The sequence below is a fragment of the Kluyvera genomosp. 1 genome (assembly GCF_001266615.1).
Lineage (GTDB): Bacteria > Pseudomonadota > Gammaproteobacteria > Enterobacterales > Enterobacteriaceae > Kluyvera > Kluyvera cryocrescens_A.
Window position 1 is genome coordinate 1 of record NZ_LGHZ01000040.1, and the last position, 15,307, is coordinate 15,307.

Annotated in this window: 16 protein-coding genes and 1 riboswitch; of the genes, 8 read left to right on the plus strand and 8 right to left on the minus strand. The window is 56.0% G+C overall.

Annotated features, from left to right (window positions below; genetic code table 11):
• Positions 1–371 precede the first annotated feature (371 nt).
• Complete coding sequence (gene purH, locus KP80_RS19630; RefSeq protein ID WP_052285328.1) at positions 372–1,961, plus strand: bifunctional phosphoribosylaminoimidazolecarboxamide formyltransferase/IMP cyclohydrolase; 1,590 nt, start codon at positions 372–374, stop codon at positions 1,959–1,961.
• Between the two features lie 15 nt (positions 1,962–1,976).
• Positions 1,977–3,266, plus strand: coding sequence for a phosphoribosylamine--glycine ligase (purD, locus tag KP80_RS19635; RefSeq protein WP_052285329.1), 1,290 nt, complete (start codon positions 1,977–1,979; stop codon positions 3,264–3,266).
• On the opposite strand, the gene zraR is transcribed toward purD, so the two are convergent.
• The gene (zraR, locus tag KP80_RS19640) at positions 3,263–4,591 is read right to left on the minus strand and encodes a sigma-54-dependent response regulator transcription factor ZraR (RefSeq protein WP_052285330.1); all 1,329 of its coding nucleotides are present in this window, start codon (positions 4,589–4,591) and stop codon (positions 3,263–3,265) included. The two genes, purD and zraR, sit on opposite strands and share 4 nt — an antisense overlap.
• The gene (gene zraS, locus KP80_RS19645; RefSeq protein ID WP_052285331.1) at positions 4,588–5,967 is read right to left on the minus strand and encodes a two-component system sensor histidine kinase ZraS; all 1,380 of its coding nucleotides are present in this window, start codon (positions 5,965–5,967) and stop codon (positions 4,588–4,590) included. The genes zraR and zraS overlap by 4 nt, the downstream gene beginning before the upstream one ends.
• Positions 5,968–6,217: 250 nt before the next feature.
• Between zraS and zraP the strand changes: the two genes are divergently transcribed.
• Positions 6,218–6,658, plus strand: coding sequence for a zinc resistance sensor/chaperone ZraP (zraP, locus tag KP80_RS19650; protein ID WP_052285332.1), 441 nt, complete (start codon positions 6,218–6,220; stop codon positions 6,656–6,658).
• Between the two features lie 3 nt (positions 6,659–6,661).
• Here zraP and KP80_RS19655 read toward each other — a convergent pair whose 3' ends face one another.
• From KP80_RS19655 to nudC, 6 genes are all read right to left on the minus strand, one after another.
• Entirely contained in the window at positions 6,662–7,354 is a 693-nt protein-coding gene (locus KP80_RS19655; RefSeq protein ID WP_052285356.1) for a DUF1481 domain-containing protein, read from the minus strand.
• Positions 7,355–7,366: 12 nt separating this feature from the next.
• A complete protein-coding gene (gene hupA, locus KP80_RS19660; RefSeq protein WP_001044509.1) occupies positions 7,367–7,639 on the minus strand; it encodes a nucleoid-associated protein HU-alpha in 273 nt (90 codons plus the stop codon).
• A gap of 186 nt (positions 7,640–7,825) precedes the next feature.
• Positions 7,826–8,416 (minus strand): YjaG family protein, encoded by a 591-nt coding sequence (locus tag KP80_RS19665; protein ID WP_052285333.1) that lies wholly within the window; start codon positions 8,414–8,416, stop codon positions 7,826–7,828.
• 33 nt (positions 8,417–8,449) lie between these two features.
• On the minus strand, positions 8,450–9,130 hold the full coding sequence (gene nfi, locus KP80_RS19670; protein WP_052285334.1) for a deoxyribonuclease V: 681 nt from the start codon (positions 9,128–9,130) through the stop codon (positions 8,450–8,452).
• A gap of 9 nt (positions 9,131–9,139) precedes the next feature.
• Entirely contained in the window at positions 9,140–10,204 is a 1,065-nt protein-coding gene (hemE, locus tag KP80_RS19675; protein WP_052285335.1) for a uroporphyrinogen decarboxylase, read from the minus strand.
• A 39-nt stretch (positions 10,205–10,243) separates the two neighbouring features.
• A complete protein-coding gene (gene nudC, locus KP80_RS19680) occupies positions 10,244–11,017 on the minus strand; it encodes an NAD(+) diphosphatase (protein ID WP_052285336.1) in 774 nt (257 codons plus the stop codon).
• 98 nt (positions 11,018–11,115) lie between these two features.
• Between nudC and KP80_RS19685 the strand changes: the two genes are divergently transcribed.
• The 5 genes from KP80_RS19685 (at position 11,116) to thiS (ending at position 15,306) form a co-directional block, all read left to right on the plus strand.
• A complete protein-coding gene (locus tag KP80_RS19685; protein WP_052285337.1) occupies positions 11,116–11,601 on the plus strand; it encodes an Rsd/AlgQ family anti-sigma factor in 486 nt (161 codons plus the stop codon).
• A 50-nt stretch (positions 11,602–11,651) separates the two neighbouring features.
• Positions 11,652–11,761: riboswitch (TPP riboswitch) on the plus strand.
• A gap of 79 nt (positions 11,762–11,840) precedes the next feature.
• Positions 11,841–13,739, plus strand: coding sequence for a phosphomethylpyrimidine synthase ThiC (thiC, locus tag KP80_RS19690; protein WP_052285338.1), 1,899 nt, complete (start codon positions 11,841–11,843; stop codon positions 13,737–13,739).
• On the plus strand, positions 13,739–14,374 hold the full coding sequence (thiE, locus tag KP80_RS19695; RefSeq protein WP_052285339.1) for a thiamine phosphate synthase: 636 nt from the start codon (positions 13,739–13,741) through the stop codon (positions 14,372–14,374). Before thiC ends, thiE begins: the two co-directional genes overlap by 1 nt.
• A complete protein-coding gene (locus tag KP80_RS19700; RefSeq protein ID WP_052285340.1) occupies positions 14,367–15,125 on the plus strand; it encodes a HesA/MoeB/ThiF family protein in 759 nt (252 codons plus the stop codon). Before thiE ends, KP80_RS19700 begins: the two co-directional genes overlap by 8 nt.
• Positions 15,106–15,306 (plus strand): sulfur carrier protein ThiS, encoded by a 201-nt coding sequence (gene thiS, locus KP80_RS19705; protein WP_052285341.1) that lies wholly within the window; start codon positions 15,106–15,108, stop codon positions 15,304–15,306. Before KP80_RS19700 ends, thiS begins: the two co-directional genes overlap by 20 nt.
• Position 15,307: the final 1 nt, after the last annotated feature.

Here is a 15,307-nt window from a genome sequence, read left to right on the forward strand (position 1 = left end):
TGTGTGAAGTGATTCACATCCGCCGTGTCGATGGAGGCGCATTATAGGGAGTTCCCGAGCGTCTGCAACCCTTAAATTGCAGAAAAATGACTGACTGCTGCAATCCCCAGCAGAACCCCGCCTTATACCCATTTACACACAGAGTTATCCACAAAATTAACGATTCTCTCCCTCATCTCTTTATCTTAAGCCTTATATAGAGGGCGAAAATACGGGCTTGTACGGAATACGAAAAATTCGCGAGCGTTGCGCAAACGTTTTCGTTACAATGCCACCGCAAAACAAGGATGCCCCGTAAGGGGCGTTAGCTGAGTTTTTACGCAAGAATTCACCTAACGCTCTCTGTAATAGTCAAATCCAGGGGATTTACCATGCAACAACGTCGTCCAGTCCGCCGCGCTCTGCTCAGTGTTTCTGACAAGGCCGGTATCGTCGAATTCGCCCAGGCACTTTCCGCACGCGGTGTGGTACTGCTATCGACAGGTGGCACAGCCCGCCTGCTAGCAGAGAAAGGTCTGCCGGTGACCGAAGTTTCCGATTACACCGGTTTCCCGGAAATGATGGATGGACGTGTAAAAACCCTGCATCCAAAAGTACACGGTGGCATTCTTGGCCGTCGCGGTCAGGATGATGCCATCATGCAGCAGCACCACATCGAGCCTATCGATATGGTCGTTGTTAACCTGTACCCGTTCGCTGAGACCGTCGCCCGTGAAGGCTGCTCGCTGGAAGATGCGGTAGAGAATATCGATATCGGCGGCCCAACCATGGTTCGCTCCGCCGCCAAGAACCACAAAGACGTGGCTATCGTGGTGAAGAGCAGCGACTACACCGCGATTATTGCTGAGATGGATGCTAACGAAGGCTCTCTGACCCTCGATACCCGTTTCGATCTCGCCATCAAAGCTTTCGAACACACCGCCGCTTACGACAGCATGATTGCTAACTACTTTGGCAGCATGGTTCCGGCCTATCACGGTGAAAGTAAAGAAGCCGCCGGTCGCTTCCCACGTACGTTGAACCTGAACTTCATTAAGAAGCAGGATATGCGCTACGGCGAGAATAGCCACCAGCAGGCCGCCTTCTATATAGAAGAGAATGTGAAAGAAGCTTCCGTCGCCACCGCAACCCAGGTACAGGGCAAAGCGCTCTCTTATAACAACATCGCGGATACCGATGCTGCACTGGAGTGCGTCAAAGAGTTCCAGGAACCAGCCTGCGTTATCGTGAAGCACGCCAACCCATGCGGCGTTGCGGTCAGCACTTCTCTGCTCGACGCCTACGACCGCGCATACAAAACCGACCCGACGTCCGCATTCGGCGGCATCATTGCCTTCAACCGTGAGCTGGACGCGGAAACCGCGCAGGCCATCATCTCTCGCCAGTTTGTCGAAGTGATCATCGCCCCATCCGCCACCGAAGAGGCGTTGAAGATTACCGCTGCCAAGCAAAACGTCCGCGTCCTGACCTGCGGTCAGTGGGCGCAGCGTGTGCCGGGACTGGACTTCAAGCGTGTGAACGGCGGCCTGCTGGTTCAGGATCGCGATTTGGGTATGGTGACAGAAGGCGAACTGCGTGTCGTAACCAAGCGTCAACCGAGCGAGCAAGAGCTGCGTGATGCGCTGTTCTGCTGGAAAGTGGCAAAATTCGTGAAATCCAACGCCATCGTCTATGCCAAAGAGAACATGACCATTGGCATAGGCGCAGGCCAGATGAGCCGCGTCTACTCCGCGAAGATTGCCGGTATTAAAGCCGCCGATGAAGGCCTGGAAGTGAAGGGCTCCGCCATGGCTTCCGATGCCTTCTTCCCGTTCCGCGATGGTATTGATGCCGCCGCTGCCGTCGGCGTGAGCTGCGTTATCCAACCTGGCGGCTCTATTCGTGACGAAGAAGTGATTGCCGCCGCCGATGAACACGGCATCGCGATGATCTTCACCGACATGCGCCACTTCCGCCATTAATCCACGGAGCAGACGATGAAAGTATTAGTGATTGGTAACGGCGGGCGCGAACACGCGCTGGCCTGGAAAGCAGCACAGTCGCCGCAGGTGGATACCGCTTTTGTCGCCCCTGGCAACGCAGGCACCGCGCTGGAACCAACCCTGCAAAACGTGGCAATTGGCGTGACCGACATTCCGGCACTGTTGAGTTTTGCGCAGAACGAGAAGATTGACCTGACCATCGTCGGCCCGGAAGCGCCGCTGGTGATTGGCGTAGTAGATGCTTTCCGCGCCGCCGGGATGACCATCTTCGGGCCAACCGAAGGTGCCGCGCAGCTGGAAGGCTCCAAAGCCTTTACTAAAGATTTTCTTGCCCGCCATCAGATCCCGACGGCGGAGTATCAGAACTTCACAGAAATCGAACCGGCGCTGGCCTATCTGCGTGAGAAAGGCGCACCGATCGTCATCAAAGCGGACGGTCTGGCGGCTGGTAAAGGCGTTATCGTGGCGATGACGCTGGAGGAGGCGGAAGCCGCCGTGCACGACATGCTGGCGGGCAATGCCTTTGGCGACGCGGGACACCGTATCGTTATCGAAGAGTTCCTTGATGGCGAAGAGGCAAGCTTTATCGTAATGGTCGACGGCGAGCACGTGTTGCCGATGGCAACCAGCCAGGACCACAAACGTGTAGGCAATGGTGACACCGGCCCGAACACCGGAGGTATGGGTGCGTATTCACCTGCTCCGGTCGTGACTGACGAAGTCCACCAGCGCACGATGGAACGCATCATCTGGCCAACCGTTAAAGGTATGGCAGCAGAAGGCAATACCTACACCGGTTTCTTGTACGCAGGCCTGATGATCGACAAACAGGGCAACCCAAAGGTTATTGAATTCAACTGCCGCTTCGGCGATCCAGAAACTCAGCCGATCATGCTACGCATGAAATCGGATCTGGTGGATCTGTGCCTCGCAGCCTGCGCTGGTAAGCTGGATGAAAAAACCTCCGAGTGGGACGAACGCGCCTCGCTGGGTGTGGTCATTGCCGCTGGCGGTTACCCGGCCGATTACCGTACCGGTGACGTCATCCACGGCCTGCCTCTGGAAGAAGTTGCGGACGGTAAAGTGTTCCACGCAGGAACGAAGCTGGCTGAAGATGACCGCGTTCTGACCAACGGTGGACGCGTACTGTGCGCTACCGCGCTAGGTCATACCGTCGCCGAAGCGCAGAAACGCGCCTATGCCCTGATGACTGATATTCATTGGGACGGCAGCTTCAGCCGTAACGACATCGGCTGGCGCGCCATCGAGCGTGAGCAAAACTAACGGCTGAGCTTCGCCAGCAGCGTTTTGCGCGTAATGCCCAACTGACGGGCGGCTTCAGTTTTGTTGCCGCCCGTTTTTTCGAGCGCCGCCTGAATCACCTCTTTTTCCACGGCCACCAGCGGTTGAATCCCTTCGGCAGGCAACGAGGCCGGAATGAGCACGCTGCTCACCGCCAACGGGAGTTCACGTTCAGAAATATATTCGCCCGTCAGCAAGACCACCGCACGCTCTACCGCATTTTCCAGCTCACGGATATTCCCCGGCCAGTCGTAGTGAATCAGCAGATCCATCGCCTGCGGGGTAAATCCCAACACCGTTTTACGATTACGTTCGGCATAGCGCTGCAGGAAATAGTGCACCAGCGGTGGAATATCCTCCCGTCGCTGGCGTAACGTTGGCATGTCGATGGTCACGACATTGAGACGGTAGTAGAGATCCTGGCGAAATCGACCCGCGCTGACCTCCGCCGCTAAATCTCTATGCGTGGCGGCAATCAGACGGACATCGACCGAAATGGTTTGGTTGCTGCCGACACGTTGCACTTCTTTTTCCTGAATGGCGCGCAGGAGCCGCACCTGCATCAGCGGCGAGATATCGCCAATCTCATCGAGAAACAGCGTCCCGCCATCGGCTTCGACAAAGCGCCCCTCCCGCCGCTTATCCGCACCGGTGAAGGCCCCTTTTTCATGACCAAACAGCTCCGACTCCAGTAGCGATTCATTGAGCGCGGCGCAGTTGAGCGCAACGAGCGCCCGAGCGCTACGCGCACTGCTGGCATGTAATGATCTTACTGCTAGTTCTTTACCGGTGCCCGACTCCCCCTGAATCAGCACGGTGGCATCCGACGGGGCTACCAGCGCAATGTTATTCAGCAGTGTTTGCATCGCCGGACTATCGCCGACCATACCAAACTTCGTCGCGGGCCCAGGGGGCGCCGTATGCGCAGACTGCCGCGTGTGGGCAAGCGCCTGGACCAGCGTGCCCTGAAGACGCTCAAAATCCAGCGGTTTGATCAGGTAATCCAGCGCTCCAGATTTTAACGCCTCCACCGCCGTATCAACGCTGGAGTAGGCCGTCATAATGAGCACCGGAATCGATGGGTTATAGGCTTTTATCTCTTTTAAGGTTTCGATACCGTCCATCTGTGCCATACGGATATCGCAGAGCACCAGATCGAAAACCTGCTCCCGAATTTGCTCCAGCGCCTGCACACCGTTATTGGCCAAGGCAACCTGATATCCCCAGCCCCGCAGCAGAGCCTGTAAGATAGTGCAGTGGCTAATATCATCGTCCACCACCAGAAGAGTGACCTGTTCCCGACTCATCCTTGCTCATCCTTTTGTTGCCCATTGACCGGCAGGTATAGAGTAAACACAGACCCCTTGCAGGGCGAGCTGTCAACGTGAATGGTCCCGCCATGCTGCTCAACGATATTCTGAACGACCGCCAAACCCAGCCCAGTGCCATCGGCTTTGGTGGTGAAGTACGGGGTGAAGATGGCCTGCAACTGCTCGGTCGTCATGCCTTTACCGCTATCCGCCACGCTCAGTCTGATGCGTCCGTCACCGCACTCCGCCACCGACACCGAAATGGCGCCCTCATGGCCAATCGCCTGAATCGCGTTGAGATAGAGATTCAATAGCACCTGATTGAGGCGGTCCGGATCGGCCTGAATGCGGCATCCCTCAGGGTGCGCGGTAAAGTGCAGCGTAATCTTCCGGCTCAACGCATCCTGGCTCACTAGCTGGAGCGAATGGCTTATCACTTCGTTAAGATCGACCGACTGCCATTTTAAATGTGCAGGACGCACCAGCTCCAGCAGCTCACTCACTACCCGATTGAGGCGATCAGCCTCTTTCGACATCACCTGCGCCAACTCATAGGCCTCACCGCCAGGCGGCGTGCGTTCAGCGAAGTACTTTGCCAATCCTTTGATCGATGATAGCGGGTTACGAATTTCATGCGCCACCCCAGCGGCCAGGTGGCCTAGCGCAACCAGCTTCTCTTTACGATGGGTGGCTTCCTGCAGCAGTTTGCGCGAACGTTGATAGCGGCTGAACCAGAACTGCGCGAGAACGGTCGCCACCATGACCACAGCGGCAGCGCATAGCATCACAATCATATTGCGAAGACTGCGCGACTGTTCAGCCTCCAGCTCGCGGGCATCGAAGGCGATAAAAATCACCTGCGGCGTATCGACCTGATTGCGGCGCATCATCATACGTATATGATGTGAACCGGGCGCAGTAAGCGGGCGAAACTGGCGATAGATCTCCAGCGTCGGTTCCGGTGATGTCATTCGCCGCCAGCGCTCTTTATCGCCCGCTGCGAGCGCCTGCATCGTCCCGGCGTCGTAAAGCGGCTGGCCCACCTTCTGCGCATCGCTGTGGGCAATGATTTTCCCCTGCTCATCGGTTACCGCAAACCACAACACGCCGGGCTGCCACGCCATTTCTTCCAGCATGTTCTGGAGCTGCGTATGGTGCATGCGCATGCCCATCCCCACCCGCGCACCGGATTCCAGTGCACGGATAAGCACACTGCCCTTTTCCTCAATAGTTTGCTGCGCCGACGCACTTTCCCGCAGATGGTCACGAACGATAAGCGCAGAAAACAAACACATTAGCAGCAACACCACGCCGGTTAGCAGCCAGCTAATGCCAGTAGCTAATGAATCTTTCTGTAATCGTAAGAGAGCCATGGCGCTTCCTTTTCTTTTTCCTGTGCTATCCCTCAGCAGAAATCATGCCACTCTTCACGTCCCGTAACCCGGGCTGTCAGCACAAATCCCCTGAACGAACGGGTAAAAATGACTCGGCTGGATACCCGATGCGGGTCATTTTTACTCGCCCGACGAAATCCGACGCACGGCATTCCACGATTACCACGGTATGCGAAGCTGGCACAGAAGATGCAATAGCTAAGGAGAACACACTACAGGAGAATCCACCATGAAACGGAACAATAAACTGCCCCTTGCGCTGCTCACCTTCACGGCGCTGACGTTCACCAGCGGCGCGGCGCTGGCCGGCCCGCATCACTGGAACAATGGCGCGAACAACGGCGGCTACAGCCAGCTGACCGAGGCTCAACAGGCCACCGCACAGAAGCTGCGTAATGAATACCACGCGCAAACCAGCGCCCTGCGTCAGCAGCTTACGTCCAAACATTATGAATACAATGCACTGCTCACCGCGGATAAACCCGATAGCGCCAAGATTGAGGCTGTCGCCAAAGAGCGAGAAGCGTTAAGTCAGCAGCTCGATCAGCAGCGAGTGAAGTTTGATGTCGCCATGGCTCAGGCTGGTATTCCGCGTCACGGTGGGATGGGCTATGGCTGTGAGGGTGGCAGGCACAACGGCGGTCATATGGGCGGCATGAACCGCGGATAAACCTTAGAAAGTCTTTTCGGTCGGCTGCCAGGTACAGTAGTCCTGGTTTGCCACCAGCAGGAGCTGGAAGCCCTCTGGTGCTTCCAGCCAGGCAATGCTCACCTCTGCGGAGGAGCGATTCTGACGGCTGGCAATATGCCCAAGCGCACGGGAGTCAAAATCCGGTTTAACCGTCTCGCCTTCACAGGTCGTGACCGTCTGGTTAGCATGCCAACGCCCCTGACGCAGGACAACTTTCCCCTGGCGCAGCGCATCGCTGGTCTGGCGAATCTGCTCCGCGCGATAGCGATAAAGCGCCACCTGATCGCTAGAAAGCTGTTGTTTTTGTCCGTCGATCTCGCGCTGCATAAAACTCAGCTCACCATTGCTGTCGAAGCGTGCGCGGATGTGTTCAGACGGTTTGCCGTAGATATTCAGTTCGATCAGCTGCAGCTTATCGTCTTGCCAACGATATTCGCTGGTTGAGGTACTGCCGCTGTGCCACGGGCTTAAGGTGGCCAGAAGATGCGTCTCGCCGCCGCTGTCTTTACGCCAGATGCGCACGGCACCCTGCGTGTCAGCATAGCCGCTGGCGGTAAAAGGAGGTAGTGCGCTGTTATGGCTACACGCCGTCAGCAACAGCACGCCGGCCAGCATCGATAAACGACACCAGATAGACGAAAGGGGCGAAACCGCCCCTTCTTTAAAACTGTTCACTGCCACGCAATCTTACTTAACAGCGTCTTTCAGTGCTTTGCCAGAAACAAATGCCGGCACGTTAGCTGCGGCGATTTTGATTTCTTTACCGGTCTGCGGGTTGCGGCCAGTACGCTCAGCGCGGTGGTTCACTTTGAAGGTACCGAAACCAACCAGTTGCACAGCATCACCTTCTTTCAGAGACTCAGTAATGGCAGCCAGGGTGGATTCCAGAGCAGCTTTAGCCTGGGTTTTAGACAGTTCAGCCTTGTCCGCAATTACATCAATCAGTTGAGTCTTGTTCATAAGTTATCCTTACAATGTGTTTATCGCTTGCTAAGCATCGAGTGCGACGAAAATGCCAGAAAAGCACTCTCCTGCATACACGCACCGATAGCCACTTTTTTTCGCCCTCCAAATGTAGACCAGACGGGGGGCAGATGTGAAGCCTTCAGGCGTGACAATTCAGGCGGTAAATCACGTTTTCTTGCCTCATTGCTGAAAATTTATACCAATATTGCTCTCGCCGGCTTCGCGGAGGTCTGCGCGCAGCCCTTTAATCAGTTCAATATCGCGTTCTTCACACTCGGCTAAAAGGCGGAAAATCTCCCACTGAATGTCCCATTCCTGCTCTACGGCGGGGTTCAATTTCAGCTCTTCATCGGTCATTTCACGACCAGCCTGGGTCATTTCCAGCATCGCAACAGTGGTAATCGAACACTTGCTGACTTCGACTGCGTGCTCGAGCGTTTCGCCGCTCAAACGGGAGTGAATTAATTCACTCAGCGCTACGCAGGCATCGATTGCCGGGTACACGCCATACAGATCGTAATCATCAGCAGCCGGGATCGCTTCTTCAAACTTTTCCAGCTGGCTGTCGAAGTTGATTTTCGCATCTTTCACCGTCAGCGATTCCCATACCAGGTCGAGAATGCGGCGATAAATTTGGCCATCACCGAATTCCGTTTGTTTACAGAACATGGCGTAGTTCGGGTACATGCGTTCGCACAGGCAGGCCATAAAAGTGACATGCTGCCAGCTTTCCAGCTTCTCCAGACGCAGGTGAATCGGATTTTGTAACATGATGAGTTCTCAAATACGGAAATTAACCGCAGTTTACCTGATATGGGGCAGTTTTGCTGCAAGGCGCGTAAATGCCGGGCGTTCCGATGCCACCGCGTCAGCCCAGCGCGTGGGCTCTGGCAAACGATAGCCGTTCATGCAGCATTGTACCCAGTCCAGCGCGCTATCGGTGCTAACGCGGTGGCCGGTTGAGATAAACAGCGGATTGCAGCGAACCTTACTGCGCCAGACCCAGGCCAACTGCTCGCCTTTATCCATCAGCGGTGCCAGCGCACCCGCTTCAGCCGTCAGCGGCGTAAATTGACCCCACAGGCGCTTTTTCGCCACGCCAATAGTGGGAACATCCACCAGCAGGCCAAAATGGCTAGCCACTCCCAGACGACGCGGATGAGAAATTCCGTGACCATCGACAAACAGCAGGTCAGGCTTTTGCGAGAGCTGTTGCCACGCCGCCATCAGCGCCGGCGCTTCACGAAATGAAAGAAATCCGGGGATGTACGGCATGGTGGTGGCAATGCGCGCCACCTGATACTCGACCAGTTCCAGCGACGGATACGCCAGCAGTACCATCGCTGCGCGCGTCACCTCACCACCCTGCTCGAATCCCACGTCGGCGCCGCCGATAAGACACGGCGGATCGATGAGCCAACGATCGTCACGGCAAACCGATGCGGCAAGCTCTAGCTGCTGCGCGCGCAGCGACGCGAGATCCATGCTCATCCTTTAGCGGTGATACTGTGCCGACAGACGGTGAACCGCCTCCACGAAGACGCCCGCATGTTCCGGTGGCACATCCTGATGGATGCCATGACCGAGGTTAAAGACGTGGCCTTCGCCCTCACCAAAACCGGCAAGGATAGTCGCGACTTCTTCTTCAATGCGTGGGCCCGGCGCGTAGAGCATGGATGGATCCATATTGCCCTGCAGCGCAACCTTATGCCCCACGCGACGGCGCGCATCGGCAATATCAGTCGTCCAGTCGAGGCCCAGCGCATCGCAGCCGGTTTCGGCCATGGCTTCCAGCCACTGCCCGCCGCCTTTGGTAAACAGCGTCACCGGCACGCGGCGGCCGTCGTTTTCACGCAGTAGACCATCGACGATTTTATGCATGTAATAGAGCGAGAACTGCTGATAATCACGACCGGTCAACACGCCGCCCCAGGTGTCGAAGATCATCACCGACTGCGCACCAGCTTTAATCTGGGCATTCAGATACAGAGTGACGCTTTGAGCCAGCTTATCGAGCAGCAGATGTAGCGTTTTCGGATCGGCATACATCATCTTTTTAATCACGGTAAAGGCTTTGCTGCTGCCGCCTTCCACCATGTAGGTTGCCAGCGTCCACGGACTACCGGAGAAGCCAATCAGCGGCACTTCGCCTTTCAATTCGCGGCGGATAGTGCGCACGGCATTCATGACGTAGCCCAGCTCACCTTCCGGGTCCGGGATCGGCAGCTTGTCTACGTCGGCTTTGCTGGTAATCGGCGAGGTAAAGCGCGGGCCTTCCCCGGTTTCGAAATAGAGGCCCAGCCCCATAGCGTCAGGGATGGTGAGAATATCCGAGAAGAGGATCGCCGCATCAAGCGGGTAGCGGCGCAGCGGCTGCAGCGTCACTTCACAGGCCAGTTCGGCGTTCTTGCACAGCGACATAAAATCACCGGCCTGTGCGCGGGTGGCTTTATACTCCGGCAAATAGCGTCCTGCCTGGCGCATCATCCATACCGGAGTCACATCAACGGGCTGGCGCAGCAGCGCACGCAGATAACGATCGTTCTTGAGTTCGGTCATTTTACATTCCTTTAGCGTTGATGCGCTCAGTGTAACATGTCACTCATATTCAGCCCGACACATTGCCACGGTATCTTCAATCAGACGACGCGCGACGGTACCCGGCGGCGGTAGAAGCGGCAAATCATCGTAGCGATACCAGTTGGCATTCAGCAGCTCTTTCGGGTCGATAACAATCTCTCCGCTGTCGTACTCCGCCATATAGGCGGTCATCAGCGACTGCGGGAACGGCCAGGGCTGCGAGGTCACATAGCGCAGGTTTTTTACTTTGATGCCGCTCTCTTCCATCACTTCACGAGCTACCGCTTGCTCGAGCGTTTCCCCTACTTCGACAAAACCTGCTAATACGGTATGCACGCCGTTACGATGGCGAACATGTTGGGCAAGGAGGATAGAGTCGTCACGTCGGATGGCGACGATAATACAAGGAGCAATCTGCGGGTAATAGCGCTCGCGGCAGTGGCTGCAAAGCATCGCCCATTCGGTTTTGCTCGGGTGCATGGTATGCCCGCAGTAGCCGCAGAATTTGTGCGAGCGGTAAAACTCCGCCAGCTGCACGCCGCGCCCGGCAAGCTGAAACAGACCGACATCCTGATCGAGCACCTGGCGTACGGATCCCATATCATGGCGACGAGCTTGCTGAATCAGCCATACCAGAGATCCTTCCCATTCGCCGATCTGCAACGCGCGCTGACCCACAAGATCGAAATTTACCGCTTCACCATGTGGTAATTCACCACCGGGCAACCATAATTTTTGTTCGTGACTGACGATCCACCAGCCGCGATCCCATTTTTCAATTATACGATCCATATCTCTTGCGCTACCTTTGCTTCACAGGCATGTTATTAACATTATTATTACATTTTGACGTGAGCAGATTTTAATCTTAACGATGCGGGGGTCAACCTATGTTAAACCAGTTAGAGAGCCTGACAGAGCGTGTAAAAGGACACCATAAACTGGTCGACCGCTGGCTGAATATTCGTAAGCACCTGCTCGTGGCTTACTACAATCTGGTTGGCCTTAAGCCTGGCAAAGAATCGTTTATGCGTCTTAACGAAAAAGCGCTTGATGACTTTTGTCAGCGTCTGGTCGATTACCTTTCTGCCGGTCATTTCAGTATTTATGAACGTATTATCCATAAAATGGAAGGCGACAGTCCGCTTTTAAACGCCACGAAAATTTGGCCACAGCTTGAGGCCAATACGCTGCTGATTATGGATCTCTACGACTCCACTCTGGAAAGCGCCATCGATCAGGATAACTGCTACGAGTTTCAGCAGGCGCTGTCAGATATCGGCGAGGCGCTGGAGGCCCGCTTCCGGCTGGAAGACCAATTGATCATGCTGGCTTTTGATACGCTCGCGCAGGGTGAATTAAAACGCCCGGCTTGAGATTTTCAGCATTAACGAGTAATTTACATTCATTACCTCTCATCTGAGGTTACTTCTTGTCGGAGTGCCCAGTGCGCAAGCACGGGCTGAGACCGTTAATTCGGGATCCGCGGAACCTGATCAGGTTAAGACCTGCGAAGGGAACAAGAGTCAATCTGCATTAGCATCGCCCTAGGGCGATCTTCTCTCTTGGTTCATCCGTCGTCTGACAAGCCACTCCTTACTTTTTGGAATGAGCTATGTCTGTCACAACTAAACCATCACGCCGCGAACAGCGCGCCCAGGCCCAACACTTTATCGATACCCTGGAAGGCACCGCTTTCCCGAACTCCAAACGCATCTACATTACAGGCTCTCAGCCGGATATCCGTATTCCGATGCGCGAAATCCAGCTCAGCCCAACGCTGATTGGCGGTTCAAAAGACAATCCGCAGTTTGAAGAAAACGAAGCCGTTCCGGTATACGACACTTCCGGGCCGTATGGCGATCCGGATGTGGCGATTAACGTCCAGCAGGGTCTCGCAAAGCTGCGCCAGCCGTGGATTGCGGCACGTAACGATAGCGAAGCGTTAAACGATCGCAGCTCGGCCTATACTAAAGAGCGTCTGGCGGATGATGGCCTGGATGAGCTGCGTTTTACCGGCTTGTTGACGCCAAAACGCGCCAAAGCGGGCCGTCGCGTTACCCAACTGCACTACGCCCGTCAGGGGATCGTCACGCCGGAGATGGAATTTATCGCCGTGCGTGAAAACATGGGCCGCGAGCGCATCCGCAGCGAGGTGTTACGCCACCAGCATCCAGGAATGGGCTTTGGCGCACGCCTGCCAGAAAACATCACCGGGGAGTTTGTTCGTGACGAAGTCGCCGCTGGGCGCGCGATTATTCCCGCCAACATCAACCACCCGGAATCAGAGCCGATGATCATCGGCCGCAACTTCCTGGTGAAGGTCAACGCCAATATCGGTAACTCCGCCGTGACCTCTTCCATCGAAGAAGAAGTCGAAAAACTGGTGTGGTCGACCCGTTGGGGGGCAGACACGGTGATGGATCTCTCCACCGGGCGCTATATTCACGAAACCCGCGAGTGGATCCTACGTAACAGCCCGGTTCCGATCGGTACGGTGCCGATCTATCAGGCGCTGGAGAAGGTGAATGGGATCGCCGAAGATCTCACCTGGGAAGCCTTCCGCGATACCCTGCTGGAGCAGGCTGAACAGGGCGTTGATTACTTTACCATTCACGCCGGCGTGCTGCTACGCTACGTTCCGATGACCGCAAAACGCCTGACCGGCATTGTCTCGCGCGGTGGTTCCATCATGGCGAAGTGGTGCCTCTCCCACCACAAAGAAAACTTCCTCTTTGAACACTTCCGTGAAATCTGCGAAATCTGCGCCGCCTATGACGTTTCTCTGTCACTTGGCGACGGTCTGCGCCCGGGATCGATTCAGGATGCCAACGACGAAGCGCAATTCTCCGAGCTGCATACGCTGGGGGAACTGACCAAAATTGCCTGGGAATATGACGTGCAGGTGATGATTGAAGGCCCTGGACACGTGCCGATGCAGATGATCCAACGCAACATGACCGAAGAACTGGAACACTGCCACGAAGCGCCATTCTATACCCTCGGGCCGTTGACCACTGATATTGCCCCGGGTTATGACCACTTCACCTCCGGTATCGGTGCAGCAATGATTGGCTGGTTCGGCTGCGCGATGTTGTGCTACGTCACGCCAAAAGAGCACCTTGGCTTGCCGAATAAAGAAGATGTGAAGCAAGGGCTAATTACCTACAAAATTGCCGCCCACGCCGCCGACCTGGCTAAAGGCCACCCAGGTGCACAAATCCGCGATAACGCCATGTCGAAAGCGCGCTTCGAATTCCGCTGGGAAGATCAGTTCAACCTGGCTCTCGACCCGTTCACCGCCCGTGCTTACCACGATGAAACGCTGCCGCAGGAGTCGGGTAAAGTTGCCCACTTCTGCTCGATGTGCGGGCCGAAATTCTGCTCGATGAAAATCAGCCAGGAAGTCCGTGACTACGCCGCCGCGCAAACTATTGAAGTCGGGATGGCGGATATGTCGGAAAACTTCCGCGCCAAAGGCGGCGAAATCTACCTCAAAAAAGAGGAGGCGTAATGTACCAGCCCGATTTCCCAACCGTACCGTTTAGCCTCGGGCTTTACCCGGTCGTCGACAGCGTGGAGTGGATTGAACGCCTGTTGGAAGCTGGCGTGCGCACTCTCCAGTTGCGCATCAAAGATAAGCGCGATGCCGAAGTCGAAGCGGACGTTATCGCTGCCATTGAACTGGGGCGCCGCTACGACGCCCGCTTGTTCATCAACGATTACTGGCGGCTGGCGATAAAACACAATGCTTACGGCGTGCATCTGGGCCAGGAAGATCTCGAAACGACCGATCTGAACGCTATTCAAGCGGCAGGCCTGCGCCTTGGAGTCTCGACCCACGATGATATGGAAATTGACGTGGCGCTGGCCGCCCGTCCTTCCTACATCGCACTGGGTCACGTGTTCCCGACGCAAACCAAGCAGATGCCTTCCGCTCCGCAGGGGCTAACGCAGTTGGCAAACCACATCACACGACTGGCGGATTATCCGACAGTCGCCATCGGTGGGATTAGCCTTGAACGCGCGTCCGCCGTTCTGGCAACCGGCGTCGGCAGCATTGCCGTGGTCAGTGCTATTACACAGGCGACGGACTGGCGTAGCGCCACCGCACAACTGCTTGAATTAGCGGGAGTTGGCGATGAATGATCGCGATTTTATGCGCTACAGCCGCCAGATATTGCTGGGAGATATTGCAATTGAAGGCCAGCAAAAGCTGCTCGGTAGCCATGTGCTTATCGTCGGCTTAGGCGGTTTAGGCTCCCCCGCCGCGCTCTATCTCGCCGGGGCGGGAGTAGGCACTCTGGTGCTGGCCGACGATGACGATGTGCATCTGAGCAACCTGCAACGGCAAATTCTGTTCACCAATGACGACGTAGCGCGCTCGAAGGCACAGGTCGCCCAACAAAGGCTGTCTCGGTTCAATCCGGACATCGAACTGGTGGCGCTACAGCAGCGTTTAACCGGCGATGCGCTACGTCACGCGGTCGCGCAGGCCGATGTCGTACTCGACTGCACCGACAACATGGCCACGCGCCAGGAAATTAACGCCGCCTGCGTGGCTCTGGGCAAACCGCTGGTCACCGCCAGTGCGGTCGGTTTTGGCGGCCAGTTGATGGTGCTAACGCCGCCGTGGGAGCAAGGCTGCTATCGCTGCTTGTGGCCAGACGATGTTGAACCAGAGCGTAACTGCCGTACCGCCGGCATTATTGGCCCAGTGGTTGGCATTATGGGAACGTTACAGGCGCTGGAAGCCCTAAAACTCCTCAGCGGCATTGAATCGCCTGGTGGGGAATTGCGCCTGTTTGACGGCAAAACAAGCCAATGGCGGAGCCTGGCGCTGCGTCGCGCCGTCGGCTGCCCGGTATGTGGAGGGCAGCATGCAAATTCAGTTCAATGATGAACCCGTACAATGCGCTGAAGGGCAAACCGTCAGCGCGCTGCTGGCGGAGCTTAGTCAACTCAAACCGGGAACTGCACTGGCGCTGAATCAACGCATTCTGCCGCGCGAACAGTGGGAACAACAAATCGTGCAGGAAGGCGACCAGATCCTGCTTTTTCAGGTTATCGCAGGGGGTTGAG